Annotated in this window: 20 protein-coding genes; 12 read left to right on the top strand and 8 right to left on the bottom strand. The window is 53.9% G+C overall.

Going from position 1 to position 17,313, the window contains the following annotated elements:
* Positions 1–69: 69 nt before the first annotated feature.
* Positions 70–1,323: an MFS transporter gene (locus tag C3Z11_RS07770; protein WP_106477365.1), complete on the top strand. Its 1,254-nt coding sequence runs from the start codon at positions 70–72 to the stop codon at positions 1,321–1,323.
* Between the two features lie 124 nt (positions 1,324–1,447).
* Here C3Z11_RS07770 and C3Z11_RS07765 read toward each other — a convergent pair whose 3' ends face one another.
* Positions 1,448–2,182 (bottom strand): hypothetical protein, encoded by a 735-nt coding sequence (locus C3Z11_RS07765; RefSeq protein WP_106477364.1) that lies wholly within the window; start codon positions 2,180–2,182, stop codon positions 1,448–1,450.
* Positions 2,183–2,428: 246 nt separating this feature from the next.
* Between C3Z11_RS07765 and C3Z11_RS07760 the strand changes: the two genes are divergently transcribed.
* From C3Z11_RS07760 to C3Z11_RS07750, 3 genes are all read left to right on the top strand, one after another.
* The gene (locus tag C3Z11_RS07760) at positions 2,429–2,824 is read left to right on the top strand and encodes a PaaI family thioesterase (RefSeq protein ID WP_106477363.1); all 396 of its coding nucleotides are present in this window, start codon (positions 2,429–2,431) and stop codon (positions 2,822–2,824) included.
* A gap of 93 nt (positions 2,825–2,917) precedes the next feature.
* On the top strand, positions 2,918–3,493 hold the full coding sequence (locus tag C3Z11_RS07755; RefSeq protein ID WP_106477362.1) for a hypothetical protein: 576 nt from the start codon (positions 2,918–2,920) through the stop codon (positions 3,491–3,493).
* Between the two features lie 166 nt (positions 3,494–3,659).
* Positions 3,660–4,094 carry a hypothetical protein gene (locus tag C3Z11_RS07750; RefSeq protein ID WP_106477361.1) on the top strand — a complete coding sequence of 145 codons (435 nt, stop codon included), beginning with the start codon at positions 3,660–3,662 and terminating at the stop codon, positions 4,092–4,094.
* Positions 4,095–4,192: 98 nt separating this feature from the next.
* Here the strand turns inward: C3Z11_RS07750 and C3Z11_RS07745 are convergent, their stop codons facing one another.
* Complete coding sequence (locus C3Z11_RS07745) at positions 4,193–7,468, bottom strand: AAA family ATPase (protein ID WP_106477360.1); 3,276 nt, start codon at positions 7,466–7,468, stop codon at positions 4,193–4,195.
* Positions 7,465–8,718, bottom strand: a complete 1,254-nt coding sequence (locus tag C3Z11_RS07740; protein ID WP_106477359.1) for an exonuclease SbcCD subunit D C-terminal domain-containing protein — start codon at positions 8,716–8,718, stop codon at positions 7,465–7,467. Before C3Z11_RS07740 ends, C3Z11_RS07745 begins: the two co-directional genes overlap by 4 nt.
* 380 nt (positions 8,719–9,098) lie before the next feature.
* On the opposite strand from C3Z11_RS07740, the gene C3Z11_RS07735 reads away from it, so the two are divergent.
* The gene (locus C3Z11_RS07735) at positions 9,099–9,617 is read left to right on the top strand and encodes a metallophosphoesterase family protein (RefSeq protein ID WP_106477358.1); all 519 of its coding nucleotides are present in this window, start codon (positions 9,099–9,101) and stop codon (positions 9,615–9,617) included.
* Positions 9,618–9,750: 133 nt separating this feature from the next.
* A complete protein-coding gene (locus C3Z11_RS07730) occupies positions 9,751–9,975 on the top strand; it encodes a DUF3072 domain-containing protein (protein WP_106477357.1) in 225 nt (74 codons plus the stop codon).
* A 51-nt stretch (positions 9,976–10,026) separates the two neighbouring features.
* Here the strand turns inward: C3Z11_RS07730 and C3Z11_RS07725 are convergent, their stop codons facing one another.
* Positions 10,027–10,428 (bottom strand): hypothetical protein, encoded by a 402-nt coding sequence (locus tag C3Z11_RS07725; protein WP_158700950.1) that lies wholly within the window; start codon positions 10,426–10,428, stop codon positions 10,027–10,029.
* A 256-nt stretch (positions 10,429–10,684) separates the two neighbouring features.
* On the opposite strand from C3Z11_RS07725, the gene C3Z11_RS07720 reads away from it, so the two are divergent.
* The 4 genes from C3Z11_RS07720 (at position 10,685) to C3Z11_RS07705 (ending at position 13,504) form a co-directional block, all read left to right on the top strand.
* Entirely contained in the window at positions 10,685–11,044 is a 360-nt protein-coding gene (locus C3Z11_RS07720) for a hypothetical protein (protein WP_106477355.1), read from the top strand.
* A 321-nt stretch (positions 11,045–11,365) separates the two neighbouring features.
* Positions 11,366–11,923, top strand: a complete 558-nt coding sequence (locus C3Z11_RS07715; RefSeq protein ID WP_106477354.1) for a histidine phosphatase family protein — start codon at positions 11,366–11,368, stop codon at positions 11,921–11,923.
* Between the two features lie 527 nt (positions 11,924–12,450).
* Complete coding sequence (gene tpx, locus C3Z11_RS07710) at positions 12,451–12,954, top strand: thiol peroxidase (protein ID WP_106477353.1); 504 nt, start codon at positions 12,451–12,453, stop codon at positions 12,952–12,954.
* Between the two features lie 118 nt (positions 12,955–13,072).
* Positions 13,073–13,504 carry an OsmC family protein gene (locus C3Z11_RS07705; RefSeq protein ID WP_106477352.1) on the top strand — a complete coding sequence of 144 codons (432 nt, stop codon included), beginning with the start codon at positions 13,073–13,075 and terminating at the stop codon, positions 13,502–13,504.
* 126 nt (positions 13,505–13,630) lie between these two features.
* On the opposite strand, the gene C3Z11_RS07700 is transcribed toward C3Z11_RS07705, so the two are convergent.
* Together C3Z11_RS07700 and C3Z11_RS07695 are read right to left on the bottom strand one after the other, a co-directional pair.
* Complete coding sequence (locus tag C3Z11_RS07700) at positions 13,631–13,966, bottom strand: EthD family reductase (protein ID WP_158700949.1); 336 nt, start codon at positions 13,964–13,966, stop codon at positions 13,631–13,633.
* Positions 13,967–14,114: 148 nt separating this feature from the next.
* Entirely contained in the window at positions 14,115–14,525 is a 411-nt protein-coding gene (locus tag C3Z11_RS07695; RefSeq protein WP_106477350.1) for an RcnB family protein, read from the bottom strand.
* A 159-nt stretch (positions 14,526–14,684) separates the two neighbouring features.
* Here C3Z11_RS07695 and C3Z11_RS07690 point away from each other — a divergent pair, with 159 nt between their 5' ends.
* Both C3Z11_RS07690 and C3Z11_RS07685 read left to right on the top strand, forming a co-directional pair.
* Entirely contained in the window at positions 14,685–15,221 is a 537-nt protein-coding gene (locus C3Z11_RS07690) for a hypothetical protein (protein ID WP_158700948.1), read from the top strand.
* An 86-nt stretch (positions 15,222–15,307) separates the two neighbouring features.
* A complete protein-coding gene (locus C3Z11_RS07685) occupies positions 15,308–15,889 on the top strand; it encodes a DUF1415 domain-containing protein (RefSeq protein WP_106477348.1) in 582 nt (193 codons plus the stop codon).
* An 88-nt stretch (positions 15,890–15,977) separates the two neighbouring features.
* Here the strand turns inward: C3Z11_RS07685 and C3Z11_RS16775 are convergent, their stop codons facing one another.
* Together C3Z11_RS16775 and C3Z11_RS07680 are read right to left on the bottom strand one after the other, a co-directional pair.
* A complete protein-coding gene (locus C3Z11_RS16775; RefSeq protein WP_158700947.1) occupies positions 15,978–16,199 on the bottom strand; it encodes a hypothetical protein in 222 nt (73 codons plus the stop codon).
* Between the two features lie 249 nt (positions 16,200–16,448).
* Complete coding sequence (locus tag C3Z11_RS07680; RefSeq protein ID WP_106477347.1) at positions 16,449–17,060, bottom strand: GNAT family N-acetyltransferase; 612 nt, start codon at positions 17,058–17,060, stop codon at positions 16,449–16,451.
* Positions 17,061–17,313: the final 253 nt, after the last annotated feature.

Below are 17,313 nucleotides of genomic sequence, written 5' to 3'. Positions count from 1 at the left end.
AATATTCGTTTTGAAGGGTCTGGCGGCGTAGACTGTTAGACCCTTCACTGTTTTGTCATATAAGAGACCATGGCTTCCGATTCCTCAGCGGTGTCCGATTTGCCGGTGTACCGTCATGCCGGTTTTGTTCCTTTTCTCGGCGCACGTCTTGCCGCGTCATTTGCGATGCAGATCCAGGCGATCATCGTGGCCTGGCAAGTGTATGCCATTACTCAGGACCCATTGACGCTGGGTTATGTGGGGCTGGCGCAGTTCTTACCGATGGTGGTTCTGCTGCTGCCTGCAGGTGATCTTGTCGATCGCTTCGATCGGCGTCTTATTTTGCATTTGAGCTGGGTGGTACAGGGCATCTGTAGCACGCTGTTTATCTGGCTGGCGCTTGACCCTCCGACGCATGCCAAGCCCTTCTATGCCGTGCTGGTGCTGTTTGGCGCGGCGCGTGCCTTTACCGGGCCGACGTTGCAGAGCTTGCTGCCGCAAATTGTGCCGCCGGCGCTGCTTGGCAAGGCGATTGCCTTGAATTCATCGATCATGAAGATCTCGGTAATTGGCGGGCCCATGCTGGGAGGATTGCTCTATACGTTTGGCGCCGCTACGGCATATACCGTTTGCTTGATGTGTTTCGTGCTTGCCGTTGCGCTCCTGTTCTTTGTGCCAGTCATCTACAAAAGCGAGCGGGTCGCCCAAGCGTCAACCGCCTGGAAACGCTTTACGGCGGGCATTGTTTATATTCGCAACAAGCCGATTATTCTCGGCATCATTTCGCTTGATCTGTTCGCGGTACTGTTCGGCGGGGTGACAGCGCTACTGCCGGTATATGCCAACGAGGTATTGCATGTCGGTCCGGAAGGACTGGGCGCGCTGCGTAGCGCTATTGCGATCGGTGCCTTCCTGATGGGGCTGTATCTGGGCATGCGTGCCATCAAGCGCCATGCAGGGTTAGTCATGTTTGCGGCAGTGGCTGTGTTTGGTATTGCCAATCTTGTCTTTGCCGTTTCTCACGTCTTCTGGCTCTCTTTCGCTGCGCTTGCCGTTGCTGGGGCGTCTGACATGATCAGTGTATACGTACGCCTGACATTGCTGCAGCTAGCCACGCCCGATGAAATGCGTGGGCGGGTCAATGCGGTAAATATGCTGTTTATAGGTGCTTCGAATGAGCTGGGCGAGTTTGAATCGGGGGTTACTGCATCGTGGTTCGGTACTGTACCGGCTGCTGTTATCGGCGGGATGGGAACGCTTGCCGTCGTCGGGCTATGGATGTGGGGGTTTCCGTCACTGCGCAAGATAGACCGGCTTGAGGATAGTGCGGTTGAACGTCACTGATATGCTTGAGCAATGACGTCGAGTAATCATCCATTGAACAAAAAAGAAGGGATGGCTTAGCGCCATCCCTTCTTTTTTTCAGCTTATGTTTTCGCCTGCTCGTTGTTATTTTTGCACCGTTAGCTCAACCGTGAGCAAGCCTAACTTTTGCGCTTTCTTGAACTGGTGCTGGCGCCGGCGCCCGGGCAGTGCTTGGCTGGGGCTCGAAGAAAATCGATAACGAGACCGAAAGCGCGAGTGACATAGCCACCAGTTCACCGCCATCTTCAAGGATCACCCAAATAAGGTCACCCGGCAGTGCTTCATGCAGCATATCGACACCCATGCCACAGGCCACCAGCAAGATGACACTGGTCATTAAATGGTGTGTGACCTGCCTATTTTCTTTATCACTGAGCCAATAACCGATAGCGATCAGCGGAAAGATAATGGCGGCAATCAGCGCACACGACAATAATTCGCCGAGATCCTGAGAACGAAGACCGAACACGGAGGGCAATGACAGCCCCACATCCAGCATATGCCCAAAATGCTCATGAAGACTCATTGAGTCATCAAGCAGGAAGTAGAGGAACAATAGCGTCCACCCAAGATACAGCGCCATCGAGCGTTTAAATATCAACGTGCCCAACAGCATGACAATCCATGCCATCTGCATGTAACCGAAGAGCTCTGCATAGCTGCGGTCACGATCAATGGCCAGCATTGAGAACAGTGCCTTCTTCTCGCCGGGGTCTGCCACCGAGAACAAGGAATCGGGAAACACTCCAAAACTATAGATTAGATGTAAGCCGATAAAGCCTAAGTCGGTAATAAGCAATAAATATAAAAGCGTACGTGCATTTCGGCCGAGGTTCATAAGTTAACCTTGCATAAAATTATGGCGCTGAGCCCTTTGATTTAGAGAAAATTTTTAGTTCAAGGGCTGATAATAATGGTGGCTTCTCTGCTTATACATAAGCTTAGTTTAAGCAAAATGATGTTGAAACTGATTTACTGCAAACATTTGTAATGCAGTAGACAATCATCGTTTCAGCACAAAAATAACCAATCAACTTACTCTGCTTAAGCGCACAGGTTGTGTTTAATGTTTAAGGAATAAAAAATGGATATGGATGCATTGCACACCCCTTTCCTTAATTATCTGGACGGGCATGTCGTCCGCTGTGAAAACGATGAATCCGAGCTTCAACTTACCGTACAGCCGGTTCATGCCAATCTGCAGGGCATCGCTCACGGCGGCGTTCTGGCAACACTTTTGGATACGGCGTGCGGTTACAGCGGGCTGTCCGACGCTGAGCCAACGATCAAAGGTGCCTCGACGATTTCATTGTCGATCAACTACCTTTCCAAAGCGCGAATAGGGGACTTACTGACGGCACACGGCTGGCGAACGGGCGGTGGGCGCCGTATTTTCTTCGCTCAGGCCAAGATCAGTAATCAAAATGGCGATACGATCGCAACGGCAAGCGGTGCGTTTCGCTATGCTTCGCAGCGTTAGCTGTGAAGACATACAACGTTACCGCTGCAAAGGTATATCCTTGGCTTCCTGATAGCAGGACGACCTGAAAGTAACGAATTAAGGACGATTGGCATGCAGAAAAAAGGTATTGGCGAGTTTATTTTCACTATCGTGCTGTGGGTACTCATCGGTGGGCTGGTGCAGTGGTTAATGCAGTCGCAGTTGCTCTCCCACGATCAACTCGCCACTTCCAATGCCGTCGACCCAAGTGTGCAGCAGGCCTCCGCTGGGCTAGCCACATACTGGAACGCTATTGGTATTGTGGCGCTATTTTTCGGTGTGTTGGCCTTCTGGGCGCGCGATTTGATGCGCGACAATCCGCTGACCAGATCGCTGCGGATAATTGGCTCGCGTCTGCTGGGTACCACCTTCGATATTGGTCTGTTCGCACTTGGCGGTTTTCTGTTCTTGATGTTTATCCACGGTGACACAGCTACGGTACCGATGTGGCAGGCATTGTTCATTGGCATCAGCTTTCCGCTGTTTGTGGTCATTCTAGTGGTATTAGGCGCGATTCACTTTCTGCTCAAGTACACGCGCCTGAGCCTGATCAGCATTCCGAGCCTTGAGTTCAAGCCGCTATGGCGTGTGGGTATCTATATCGTGCTCTGCCTGCTATTGATTCTTACTGCATGGCTGGCGATCTAAGCGTCGCGTCGGGATAAACGTGAAAAGCCTCCTGCGGGAGGCTTTTTTGTTAGTCATGGTCTGACACTTAATTGAGTCTGAATATTCATATGTTGTCGTCAGGTGGGCTTCAGCACCGTCTGCGTTACTCCGATAACCGCTTGTTACCCCGAAAAAGGAGCAAGCGATGGTATCGATCAATAATCAGATTTACAGTCTCAATAGTTATACGCAAGTCAATGGTGGAGCTACTGGCGCAGTAAGCAAGGCCCAGAGCAGTAGCGCTACGGGGGCAGTAAGTGAGAGCGGCAGCGCAGGCCCAGTCGGCGCTCCCGCTGGAGCAGCCAGTAGTGCTTCGGATGACACCAGCGAAGAGATTGCCGAGCTCAAGGAGCAGATGCAGGAGCTGCAGCATCAGATTCAAGAAAAGCTTAACGAGCTGCAACACCTGCAGAGCAGCAGCCAGACGGACGACAAGGCCCAGCAGGCGCAGAGCGCGGCGCTGCAGAGTCAGCTTGCCTCGCTAAATGGCCAGCTGTCAGAGGTGACTTCTGAACTGGCGCAGCTGCTGCAGGAGAGTGGCAGTAGTACTTCTGGCTCAGTGATCAATACGGTCGCTTGAGGGCAGCGGGGCTGCGTGAATCATTAATGTGTTGCAAGGCAATGAAATGAAAGGGGCTCCGAGGAGCCCCTTTTTTTATCGCTAATAGCGAGGATTTACTAGCTGACAATATCGATCGAGCTGGCGCCGTTGCCCAGCGGACGAACGCGGACCTGAACGGGAATACGTTCGTGCATTTCCTGAACGTGGGAAATTACTCCCACTTTGCGGCCTTGCGCCTGCAGGCCATCGAGGGCATCCATCGCTAGATGCAGCGACTGCGGATCGAGGCTACCGAAGCCCTCATCAATGAACAGGGTCTCGATGGCGAGCTGATGCGAGGCCATTGAAGCAAGTCCCAACGCCAGCGCCAGCGAGACCAGAAAGGTCTCGCCACCGGACAATGAATGGACTGAGCGTTGCTCGTCACCCATTTCAGTGTCGATTACCAAAAGCCCAAGATCACTCCCACCGCGAGCGAGGCGGTAGCGCCGGGCAAGACTCTTGAGATGGAGGTTGGCGTGCTCGATCAGTCGTTCCAGGTTGTAGGCTTGGGCGATACGCCGGAATGCCTTGCCGTCGGCGGCCCCGATCAGTGCTGCTAGCTGGCCCCAGCGCCGCTGATTGCTGCGTGCCGCGTCGAGTTCCGATTCGAGCGCACGCATGTCGCGGCGCAGCCGGTCGTCATCGCGTAGCACATGCAGTGCCTCATCGCGTGCCTTCTGCGCCTGCTCGCGGCGCGGCGCAAGCGCCGTTTCTTCGCAGGTCAGCGTCTGCTCCAGAGTGGCAATTGCTGAGTTGGCGTCCTCGGTGTCGCTCAGCAGCGCAGCGTCGAGATGATCACGCCGATGGGCCGCGAGGGCACTGGCACGCTCCTGTTCGAGCAGTGCGCTGTCGCGGGCAGCCTGGTCTGCGCTGGCCAGCGTCTCGCTGAGTGTCTGGTGCGCTTGTTCGTCCATCGCTAGCAAACGCTCAAGCGTGGCATCGTCAATATCGTCATGGGCGCTGCGCCACTGATTCAATCTGGCTTCTAGTGCAGCGATGGTTCGGTCATGCTCGCTTTCGCTGGCCTTTAGATAATCGAGTCGCTGGCTCAGCTGCTGGCGTTCGTCGTGCAGCTTGAGCATCGCTTCACGTACCCTCTGCAGCGTTTGTTCAGCCTCGTTGACGCGACGCTCGAGCGCGTCGCGCCAGTCTGTGACGCGGGCATGGTTGCCCAGCGCCTGCTTGAGCGTCGTCTGCAATTGCTCATGTTGCTGCCGCTGCGGCGTCAACTCGCGATTCAACGCCTCGAGCTGCTGACGGTAATGGCCAGCTTCGCTGTCTAACCGGCCAATCTCGACCTCAAGCTGCTGTAGCGTCTGCCTGAGCGGTGCAGCATTGCGCTGGTCCTGATCGAATTGGCCGAGGAGTTGCTGGTGGTCATCGCGCTGCTGCGCTGCGGCAGAGAGCTGGTCGGTAAGCCACGGGTTGCGCTTGCTCTCCTGCTGTGCCAGCACTTCATGGCCGACGGACGATTCTTCAAGGACCTGACGGGCCTGAACGAGAGCGGCTTCGTCTTCGGAAAGCGTCTTCTGGCGCTGTTCGAGCTGCGCCTTAAGTGCCTTATAACGTGCGCTCAGCTCCTGATGGACGTGACGGGTCTGCTCGCACTGATGGCGCGCGTCGGCCAACTGACGCTCTTCCTCACGCTCGATCTGCTCCAGCATTTCGAGTGCCGGTGAGGGCGGCGGCGCGGTGGTGTAAGGATGATCGAGGGCACCGCAGACTGGGCAGGGTTCGTGTTCATGTAACTGCGCGCGCAGTTTTTCGACGCTGGCGCTGCGTACCGCGCGCAACTGCTCAATGCTTTCACGAAGCCTACGGTCGTGTGCCTCGGCCTGCGCCATATGTATCTTGGCCTGCTTGCCCTCGTTGACGACACGGGCAAGTTGGGTGCGGTCCTGCGTTTGTTGCTCCTGCAGCTTTGCATGCTGTGCACCGAGGCGTTGGTATTGCTGCCAGGCGCGCTGTGCCTCGCCCAGGCCGGTGAGGCGTTCACGGGCGCGGTCCTGGGCCTCCTGCAGCGCCTGCCGGTACTGCTCGGGGGAATCGAGTTCGCCAAGGCGACGCTCCAGAGCATCGAGTTCACGTTGTTGGCGGTCCCGCTGCTGTCGTCGGGTGTCGAGGTTCTGATCGGCCTGCTGCAGCTTGCGTTCGAGTTCGCTTTGCTGATGCACAAGTTGCTTGATGGCCTGATCGAGATAACGGCATTGCTGCTCCTGCTCGATCGCCTGATCGAGGGCGGGCTGGGCCTGATGACGTGCTTCACGGACGGCGAACAGCGCCGCTTCGGCCTGCTCGAATTTTCCGCGCTGGGCATCGTGGCGCTTGATGGCTTCGTCCAGCGCAGCAGCGGTCTCTTCGCGTTGCGTGCGCGCTGCTGCCAGAGCCCGGCGCTGCTCACGCTGCTGCTGGAAAAGCGGACGCTGCGGTGCCAGCGCATCAAGCTGTAAGGCGAGCGCACGCTGGCTCTCAAGTGCCGTCTGCTGACGCTCGGCCTGATTGCGGGTGTGCTGTGCTTGCTCCCAGCTATGGCGCAAGCGGTATTCCTGCTCGAACCAGGCGCGCCGCGTGCTGAGCGCCTGAGTTTCGCGCTGGAGCACTTGCCACTCGCTATCGGCTCGTTGAGCGGCGTCTTCCAGCTCGGCGCGTCGTTCAGGCGAGGCAGGGATTTGACCGCCCATGCGTGTTTCAAGCCGCTTGATTTCGTCATTGACTGCTTTGATGCGGCGATAGGCCTCGACCGAGATGCGTGAATAGATCGCAGTATCGGTGAGCTTTTCAAGTAGTTCGCTGCGCTCGTTGTCGTTGGCCTTGAGGAAGGCGCTGAATTCCGCCTGAGCGAGCAGTACGGCACGGGTAAACTGGTCGAAGGAAAGCCCCAGTTTTTCGGGCAGCAAACGGTCGAACTCGCGTTTTTGTGCAGTTACGACACGTTCGTCGGGCAGCTCGATCAGGCTCTGTTCAGCGCTTTGCAGCTTGCCTTCGGCCTTGTTGCGGGCACGGCGTACCGCCCAACGTGATCGATAGTGGTAGCCGTCGCGACCTTCGAAATCGACCTCGGCGAAGCCGCTCGCTTCACCCCGGCGCAGCAGCGTACGCGGGTCAGAGGTAACGAGCTGCTCGCCGTCGATATCCGGCGTCGTCGATTCGCGGGTCGGCGCGGCGCGCAGCCGCGGTGTACTGCCGAACAGTGCTAGACACAGCGCGTCGAGCAGGGTGCTTTTGCCGGCACCGGTGGGGCCGGTAATAGCGAACAGGCCGGCTTCGTGAAGCGCACCCTGAGTGAAATCGAGTTCATGGTGTCCCGCCAGTGAGGCGAGGTTATTGAGACGAATGGCAAGAAGCTTCATGGCGTTTCGCCTTCGCGATGCTCCGCATCCAGCACACTTTGCAGCAAGGCGTTGAAGTCATCGACCACGTCCTCGTCGGGAGCCGCGCCGTATTCACGCTGCCAGGCGCGTTCGAATAGCGCCTGCGGACCGAGATCGTCGAGCGTCACTGCCGCTTCGTCCTTGGCGTTGCCGCGTCGATATTCGGTACTGATGCAGATCAGGCGTACGGCCTTGCCGTGCAGTGCGGCTTCAATCTGGGCGCGCAGATCAACACGAGGCGCGTCAAGCCTGACGCGGACGTCGAGCCATGGCCACGCTTCACGCGATATACCGTTATCTTTAGGTACTTCCAACCCCTTAAGCTCTTCGAGGACATTTTCGAGAGGGGCGGGACCAACGCGCAGCATATCGACTGCGCGTGGAATCGGTATCGCCCTGATCCGCTCGAGCGTCTCATCGATGAATTCGAGCTCGACGACCTGGTGCGGGTAGTCGCGTTCGGAGAAGTCCATCGGCAGCGGCGAGCCGCTGTAGCGGATGCGCGGCTCACCGACCTGCTGAGGGCGGTGCAGGTGGCCGAGCGCGACATAGCCTATCGAGGGCGGAAACAGCGCCGCCGATAGCGATTCTTCGCCACCGATCACAATCGGCCGCTCGCTGTGTTCGGAGACCGCTGCGCCACGCAGATGGGCATGACTCATCGCAACCAGCGCCTGACCGGGCTGACGCTTGGCTTCGGCGGCGCTGATTAATGCTTCATGGACGCGGGTGATGCCCTTGATGTAGTCGTCACCAATTTCACCGCCGGCGCGTGAGCCGGTGACTTCGGCCGGGCGCAGAAAGGGCAGCGCTAAGCACCACGCCTTGATCTCGCCTCGTTCATTTTCTAACGGCACCAGCAGGCGTTCGGCGTCGAGTGTGCCATCGTCGAGCCACAGCACACGGCCTAGCGCGTGGGCACGCAAGCGTTTCATCAATGGCCCTGGCAGTTCGATGCGGGCACCGCTGTCGTGGTTGCCAGCGATCATCGCTACGGTTAGCCGCGGCAGGCGTTCGTGCACCTGAACGATAAAATCGTAGAGTAATTCCTGGGCTTTCATCGAAGGATTGACAACGTCGAACACGTCGCCGGCAATCAGCAGGGCGTCGGGGCGGCGCGTTTCAAGTTCATCGAGCAGCCAGTCGAGAAAGCAGCGATGTTCGTAGTGGCGGTCCTGGCCGTGAAAGCTCTGGCCAAGATGCCAGTCGGCGGTGTGAATCAGTTTCATGGCGTGAGGCGATAGCGCTCCGCAGTAGGGAATATAAACTTCGCTCTATCTTACGTGTTCGATAGGGACGACGCATCGCCTGATCTCCTTTGGATTCGTAAGGTTATGAGACGTTATGCCGTGCTGACATGGGCACGTCATTGGGGGCTAATACGATGGAGGGAGCATCAGTGACGCTGATACAGATGAGACGATTCGCTATAGCCTGGCGCTGTTGGCCTACGTCTGTGCCTGGACTTTCATCCTCTCTTGGGTGGGGAAGGAGCGGCTTCTATCGGCACTCCTGCAACGGCAGGGGCGTACAGAGCAAGCGGCCCTGACCTGTCAAGATTATGTTGGCTTTGCCACACTAAGGCGTAAATAGGCACTTTAGGTTCGCCATGACCCAAGTCTCCGTTCCATCTGTCTCTCCGAGTTTCGAAATCGATACGCCTGTTGGCGTAATCGCCGATACGCACGGTTTGCTGCGTGACGAGGCGTGCCATGTGCTTGAGGGTTGTGCGTTGATTCTCCATCTGGGTGACGTGGGCGACGAGGCGATCCTCGAACGACTAGCCGTGATGGCGCCGCTATTTACTGTGCGTGGCAATATCGATACCCAACCGTGGTGCAATGACCTGCCGATGACGCAGACGTTGCGGGTCAACGGCTATTATCTGCATCTGGTTCACAATATTGCTGACTTCGACCACGCCACGCCGTGTGATGCTGTCCTCCACGGTCACTCACACAAGCCGCGCAACGAATGGCGACAAGATGACGGTGCGCTATTGCCTCGGCTTTATTTCAATCCCGGCGGGGCGGGCAAGCGTCGCTTCTCACTACCTATTACTGTCGGCAAATTGTGGCTAAGCCCGCAACGGCTGCAAGGCGCGATCATTCATCTGCCTTTGGCGTGATGCCATCACCACGAACGATGGCTCCGGCGCATTGAGGTGGCATGTCGTTTAAGCTGAACTATATTTTTATACAGTCATTCATAAGGTGCTGTGAGCGCTTCGTCAGCATCAGCAACGTCAAGCGAGGTAGACGATGGCAGATCAATCCAAGCAGGACACCGGCAGCAGCAACATGGAAAAGGACCCTAACGAGTGGACGACGGGGGACGAGCCGATGACCGGAGCTCAGAAATCTTATCTGCATACGCTGTGTGAAGAGGCCGGCGTCGATTTTGATGAAGGCCTCAGCAAGGCAGAAGCATCAAAAATGATTGATGAGTTGCAGAACAAGACTGGCCGAGGCAAGGATAACGGTTAAACAGGGTTGGTTAGGCATCGACGGCGCCCCATGCGAGGCGCCGTTATCTATTCAGGGTTGCACTTCTTCGAGCTGAGCGTGGGCCAAAAACCATTTGAGTTGGGCAATTTTTCGTTTAAGTGCCGGCTCCTCGGGAAAAAGTTCCTCGAGAAGCAGCAGTTCTTCTCTTAGTGCTCTCTCGAGTATTTCGCCAGTGGTGAGTTTACTGGATTCAGTTTGTTGGACGGGGCGACTACCGCCTTGCGCTCGTGCCAGCTCGCTTGTAAGTGAAACTAGCGTATCCATGCCGATCCGGTCGAGCGTCCGTGGTGAAAGCGTCAGGTGAGTGTAGAACCTTGGAGCGGCCGGTTCTGGAGACGATACCTCAACGCTCATCATGACGTTGATCACTCTTCGTTTCATCTCGGCAGTACTGAACGCCATTGAGCATATCTCGTTGGAAGTACGTGTCATGGCGTTTCATCTCATTATTGATTCAATATCGTCTACTTCGACGTTTGCCCCATAAACTTTAAATATACTATTTCAGTGATGGCGAATATTTGAGTGTCCTTTGGATGAGACGGTAGGACGAAGCTAGCTAGATAGCGTAAAAAGTTATCCTAGGTAATGCCTTTTTATTATCTGTAGTCTAGAAGTTAAAAAAATAATACTATATGTTTCATTATTGTGTATTAACGTAATAAAACATGTACGAAAGGATAATAAAATGACTGGGCAATGCCGTGATCTAAGCGAAGTTGAAATCTATTTAAGAAAAATAAACGCGTTGGGGCTGAGCGCGGAACATGCAAAAGATGATTCACATGGCAAGGATATCGACGCGGAACTCGACTACACCTTGAAGGCAGCTGTCAGGCACTTATCGATTTGGGGACCGGGCGTTCGCGCCGTCAATTTTCGCGCCTTAACGCTACGTCTTGAACAAACGTTGGATTCGCTGCCTGCTGATCATTTTCGACATCGTCAGGTGCTATCTGTCGCTCTTGATTTTTTCGAAGATGGTGTTCGCCAAACCCGTAGTGTTACGCCAGTAGCGTCTCATGGGGTTCAGCGCCACGCCATGTAACATGTAGCAGCAGATTAGTGGCAACGCCTCATTCCCTGCGCTCTTGTCGGGTTCTTAAATGGAAGAACAATGTTTTGATGAGTGCCGGCAGTTTTTAAAAAAAGCCGCTGCATTACCTTCTAGTCCGATACGTAGTGATGATTTTGCTCAAGCCACGAGGTTGAAAGAAGGGTGAGAACCTGGTTGGTAGGTCGGGGTGGTATTAACTGTACCGGAACGGTTCTGTAAACGTATTACATTGAACGCTAGACTATAGCCATTCAATAAATTGCCCTATTGCGCCGATGAATAACGGTGTGATTTTCAAACTATGGTACAGACATGGCCTTGACGGCTAAGCCCTTCGTATTCATTCGCCACGGCGAAACTTTCTACAATCGTGCGCGTATTATTGCCGGTCGTTTCGATGTGCCGCTTACGCCGGAAGGCGAGGCACAGGCTCGTGCGGCGCATGATGTGCTGGCGCGGTTCGACTGGTCGTACATTGCGGTCAGCACGATGTTCCGAGCGCGTAAGACTGCGCGGCTGGCTGTTCCCAAGGGAGAGTTCAACTATTTCGACGGGCTGCGCGAACGCAACTGGGGCGCACTCGAAGGGCAGCCGATTCGTGAGCCAATGCCTTATTTCGAGGCACCTCAGGGCGGCGAATCGTGGGAAGTGTTCAGCGGTCGGGTGCTCGATGTGCTCAATACTATCCTTGCCTGCCATGAGCGGCCGCTGATTATTGCTCATTCCGGTGTGTTCAGGGTGATCCGTACCGTCACCCAAGGCAGCCCGTTCGGATCACGTGTCGGTAACGTCGAGCCGATAATGTGCTCACCTCCCGATGCCTATAACGATGCATGGCGTTTAACGCCGCTTGCCTCCCTGCTTGACTGACCCGCAGTAGCACATACGGCGTGCCAATGGTTAGCATGCATTGATTGCGGACCGAAGAGCGCCTTTGCCAGTGGTGATGTTTTTTGCTGCAGGCACCGAGGCAATCTTCTCCTAGCGGCACAAGATAATAAGCATCGGCTCCCTTTCGCTTGGCTTCGCTTGATAGACTTATAGATAAGGGGCATCGCTATCTTTCCTGACTATTCTTCGTAGGGACGTTAGCAAGTTCTGATATTCCACAATGAGTTTTTGCTCTACCGAGACGGTGTTAATTCCTCCGCTGTCTCGGTTTTTTTGTATCGCTGCGTTTGAACGCTGCATCTCTTTAATCCGCTCCAGTATGTCTTCCTGCTTTCTGAGCAGTTATTACCTTCCTTTACGAATCACATCTTGGCTCGAATGCGTCGACTTGCTTAATACGCAGCGAATGTTATGCATTGCTTTTTTTATCGGGACAGACATGGCTATAGTGTGCAGCAGCTAAGTCCCGTTTGAGCTATCTCAAGTGATTGGAAAGGAGCGATATTATGGTGCAAGTCAAGATGGGTGATACGGCAGTTAATGTGGGAGGTAATTTTCCGTCGGTGGGTGATACGGCCAGGCCTTTTACGTTGACCGGGCAGGATCTCAGCGATATGCAGCTTGCAGACTTTTCTGGCAAGCGCAAGGTACTTTCTATCGTACCCAGCGTTGATACGGGGGTATGTGCCAACTCGACGCGCAAGTTTAATGAAAAGGCTTCTGCACTCGAGAACGCAGTGGTGCTGGTAATTTCTGCCGATTTACCGTTCGCGGCCGCCCGCTTCTGCGGTTCGGAGGGACTTGATAACGTCAAGACGCTCTCTACTTTCCGCCATCATCAGGAGTTTGTCAGCGCTTACGGGGTTGATATTCAGAGCGGGCCGGTCAAGGGGCTGTGCGCCCGTGCGGTCATCGTACTCGATGAGAATGACAAGGTCTTGCATTCCGAGCTATGCGAGCAAATCAAGGAAGAGCCGAACTACGAGGCGGCACTAGGCGCGCTAAGTTAAGTGTTTCATTACTCGAGGCTGTTGCCTCGAACACGTGCGAAATGAAGCAAGTCTTCTACGCTGATAGTGAATAGGGGCAGCTCGTCTGCTCGTCGAACGTTATAATCAAGGAGGTGGCATGGCTATTCAAAAGAAAGGTTCTGCACAGTGGCAGGGTAGTCTCAAAGAAGGGAAAGGCGTGGTTTCCACCGAAAGTGGTGCGCTCAAGGAAAACCCTTATGGCTTCAATACACGCTTTGAAGGCACTCCCGGCACTAACCCTGAAGAGTTGATCGGGGCGGCTCATGCTAGCTGTTTCTCGATGGCGCTTTCGATGATTCTGGGTGAGGCCGAGCTTGAAGCGGAAAGCATCAAGACGCAGGCGACAGTCACGCTCGAACAGGATGATAGCGGGTTTACGATCTCGGCCATTCATCTTGATACTACAGCTCGGATCCCCGGTGCCGATCAGGCGACATTCGAGGAGTGCGCTAACAAGGCTAAGGCTGGCTGTCCGGTTTCCAAGCTATTCAATGCGACTATCACGCTGGATGCCAAGCTCGAAAGCTAGTTATTTGGAACGACCATTTAAAAAAGCGCCAATGCTTCTTACGCAGTGGCGCTTTTTATTTCAGGCTTGAATAAACGCCTCGAAGCTCATTTACCAGCTTCGATATATCACATTGAATACCAAGACTTAACGATAATTCTGATCATCAAGAGAAACCACAAGCTCGCTTATCTGCATGCTGGGAGTCAGGTTGGTAAAGTTGGCCACGTCTTGCGTGAACTCTTCCTGGTGGGGCCCCATGGCTGCCGCGAAGGCGTCATGAGAGTCGAAGAGCAGCCGTGCGATAGCCACGTACCTAGGCTTCTCATCTGATTCCGAACTGCTGATGCCTTGTTCGATTGAAAAGCCTTTCAAGGCATCTCCTAGTCTCTCCTTGACCAGAGACCGGTGTGAGTGCTGGTAATATTCCATATCGAAGTGGCTATTTTCTTGATAGGGGTACATCACGCTTACGATGATCATGCGGTTAGTCTCCATGGATTAATCGGTGGATGGGCTAAATGTTAGGAGACTAATGGGTTTATGCCAAGCATGCAGGACTGGTTTATGCGCATAGCCTGCGCCGGTACAACGACCAGCGCACAGCATGATATTGATGAACCGCCAGGCATCAATTCAAGACATGATTGAATACTTCGTAAATAACACCGGTGGCTACGCTGACTAAAATTAGATTAGTACCGACGCGGCGCCATTCATAACCTTCATAGTGGGGCAGGTCTGCGGCCACTCTGCGATCCAGCGGTCGGGCCGGGACATCGTTAGGCAACTTTTTGCCTTTGGCAAACTGGGGTGTGCCGTTATTGCCCGGATCTGCATCACCAAACTGCCCGCGATGTTTTTCTATACTGTCACGTACTTTTTTCTCATCAATCTGGGGGCCTTGCCGCTTTGCCTGTTGGCCATGGTTGTCCGCCTGATGGGGAGCATGGTCATTACCAGGAGCGGCAAGGGTTACCGTGCAGGAAAGTGCAACGACGATGCATGCGCTATAAAGGGTTAGTTTGCGACGTAATGTCATGGGGCTGCTCCTTTTTTAGCCGGGGCGCCCAAGTGGCGCCGTTCGATACAATGCACTCTACTGCAGGACTAAGGAGCAATTGTGCAGCTATCAAGGAGAGTTATTGCAGCCTGTTTCAACCCGATATAAATGAATTAAAAGCGAACAAGGATAATGCGTGTGGCAATCAACTACGAAAATCTGGATAACGTTGTACGTGCTTTCATGTACCAGGAACTGAAAAATGATATCGCATCGTCGATGTTCTTCATCAACCCACGCCTTAATGGCAAAGGTGTCCTATGCTGGCCCGAGTTGCTGGGCGAAGCGGTCATGCACCATGACGATGAATGGCTGACGCACGAAATCAGGCAGCAAGGGTTGCTTAACGCGACCGAGCAGAGGCGTACGCCTTCGGGAGGGATGAGCAATGCGCGGATTCCCGACAGCGCTGCCGATACATTGGCCGAAAGCGATTTCAATCGCTACTACGTTAGAGGTCTTTGTCTCCAGGTTATGGCCGAAGGGCAACGGGACGTCGAGGTCTATCGTGGTAAGGCCGTCAAGGAGCCTCGGGCGGAATCGCTGCTGATGATTGGCAAGCGACTGCAGGCGGAGCAGTTGCTTGAAGCGCTACGTCATTCATCCGGCCATGAGGCGGTACTAGGAGTGTTGTTAGGGCCTAACTCTGGGTTGAGCGTTAAAAAAACCAGCTAAGCCAAGAGGGACGATGGGTATACTGAAGCGTATGCTGTGCTGATGCTAACGGCTTCTCCCATTACCCTGTTGCCCAGATAATCCTCATGACGTTATCGCAAGATATTTCAAATTCCGCATCGCTTGATCCCGCCATTGCGCGAACATGCCAATGGATTCGCTCTTTCGTGGCTGAACATACCATTTGCCCCTTCGTGCAGCGTGAAATCGAGCGCGATAGCATTCGTTACGTTACGGTTGATGCCAGCGGTGGCAGGCCGGGGATCGAAAATGCCTTGATTGCCTTGATCGAGGAGTGTCGATTACTCGATGAAAACGAGACGATTGAAACGACTTTGCTCATTGTGACCGCTGGATTGAGCGATTTCGAAGATTATTTAAGTGCTCTCGACACGGGGGAACGCTTGATGAGCGTTGAGGACTACGAGGGAGTTTATCAGCTCGCCAGTTTCCACCCTGATTATTGTTTTGCCGATGCCGAGCCCGATGATCCTGCCAATTACACTAATCGCTCGCCTCATCCCATGTTTCATCTGCTCAGAGAAGAGCGACTTGAAGCGGTACTTGAGCGTTTTCCTCACCCCGAGCGTATTCCAGAACGCAATATTGCTTATACTCGCGCGATGGGAAATGCCCAGCTCAAGACATTACTTGCCAGCTGTGGCTGAACTGTCTTTGCTGTGTTGAATAAAAACGCCACCTGAGCAGGTGGCGTTATTCGTTCTTGCTTTCAGATAATCGTTAGTTCAGCTCAGATCATATTTTGAAAATCGTGGGCCCCGGTGCGTATCCGTGACGCGCGAAATAGGCTTGACGAAGACGCCATTCGGCATGACGTTCGCAGTGACGATATTCACCAAGCGATGCGCCTTTAGCAAAAATGATTTCGCCCGTGTCCTTTTCACTCATGGCCTGTTGGTCAATAAGTAATAAAGGGGTAAGGGTAGTGTGTTGTACTGTGTGGTTTGATCGAAACATTCCCGGTTCCTCCTGCGCATAAATCCCTGTAGAGCGTTCACTTCTATCGTATTACTCGTGTTCTTGTTGTTAAGCGGACTAGTTAATAAGGGCTAATCCTCCTCTTGATCTAGGCCACTATGTCAAAAGGCACAAGGGCGAACTGTGCTGTAACGTTTGAAAAAAGCCTCAATACGCAAAACGGCACAGCCAGTGCTCACACTAGGCTGTGCCGGGGAGGATAAGCGGTGGTTGTGGTGAGTGCTGTTGTCAGGCCATCACTATCTGTGGCCAGTAAACCTCACGGTCACGCGGATGCTCAGCGACATTGTTTCTGGACGCTCTGGCTTGATAAAGCCTGAAGTCACTCTCCATGAAACCATTTAACAGGCAGGGCTCACCTTCCTTGGCTTCAAGCATTTCATGTACTTCAGGAAACTCGCGTGCAAGATCGAGACAGATATAAGGCAACTTGATCTGCGAATTACATGAACGATGGTTACTGGCACGTATGCCCGAAAAGACGATCTTCATGCCAAGCTCATAGAAGGCAAGGTTGAGAATTTCGTCTTTGCTGGCTTGGTTATACCCCTTATGCCAGTACGGCTGGCCTAACCACGTGGCGATATGGCAATGCTTCTTGGCGTGATCAAAAAGCATCAGGGTCGTTACCCCTATGGGCTCAGCATGCTCGTTAAGGATTACTCGGGAAACCACCTTGCCCTGTTGCTCCTGCTCACGCATCTGACAAATATAGGCCAGGATGTCAGCTCGCGTCTTGACGTAGAGGCCAAGGGCGCGCTGTATTTCGATATGAGAAGAGAGCGCGAGGAGGCGCTCAGCGTATTTTTCGTCATGCTCGATCAGTCTTACTCTCGCCATCGCTCGCTCCTTCAAACATAGCTGTTCGGGATTGCTTCTTTTCGATGACGCTAAGACGCCAGATACGGCGGTTAGCAGTACAGGTCGGGCTATACGCTGTAACAGTTATTGCTGAGACTCGAACGTGCATAAACAATAAACACCGATCGAGCGAAGAAATGCAGTTTTAGTGTCCTGTTACCGTTTGATGACTAGCTTATGATGCTGCGTATGCATAATTCAAGTCGCCAATAAAATACGATTATCTGCCTCA

This window comes from Phytohalomonas tamaricis, assembly GCF_003012345.1.
GTDB classification, from domain to species: domain Bacteria; phylum Pseudomonadota; class Gammaproteobacteria; order Pseudomonadales; family Halomonadaceae; genus Phytohalomonas; species Phytohalomonas tamaricis.
The sequence above is the reverse complement of the archived record's forward strand: the minus strand, read 5'-3'. Positions and strand labels throughout refer to the sequence as shown.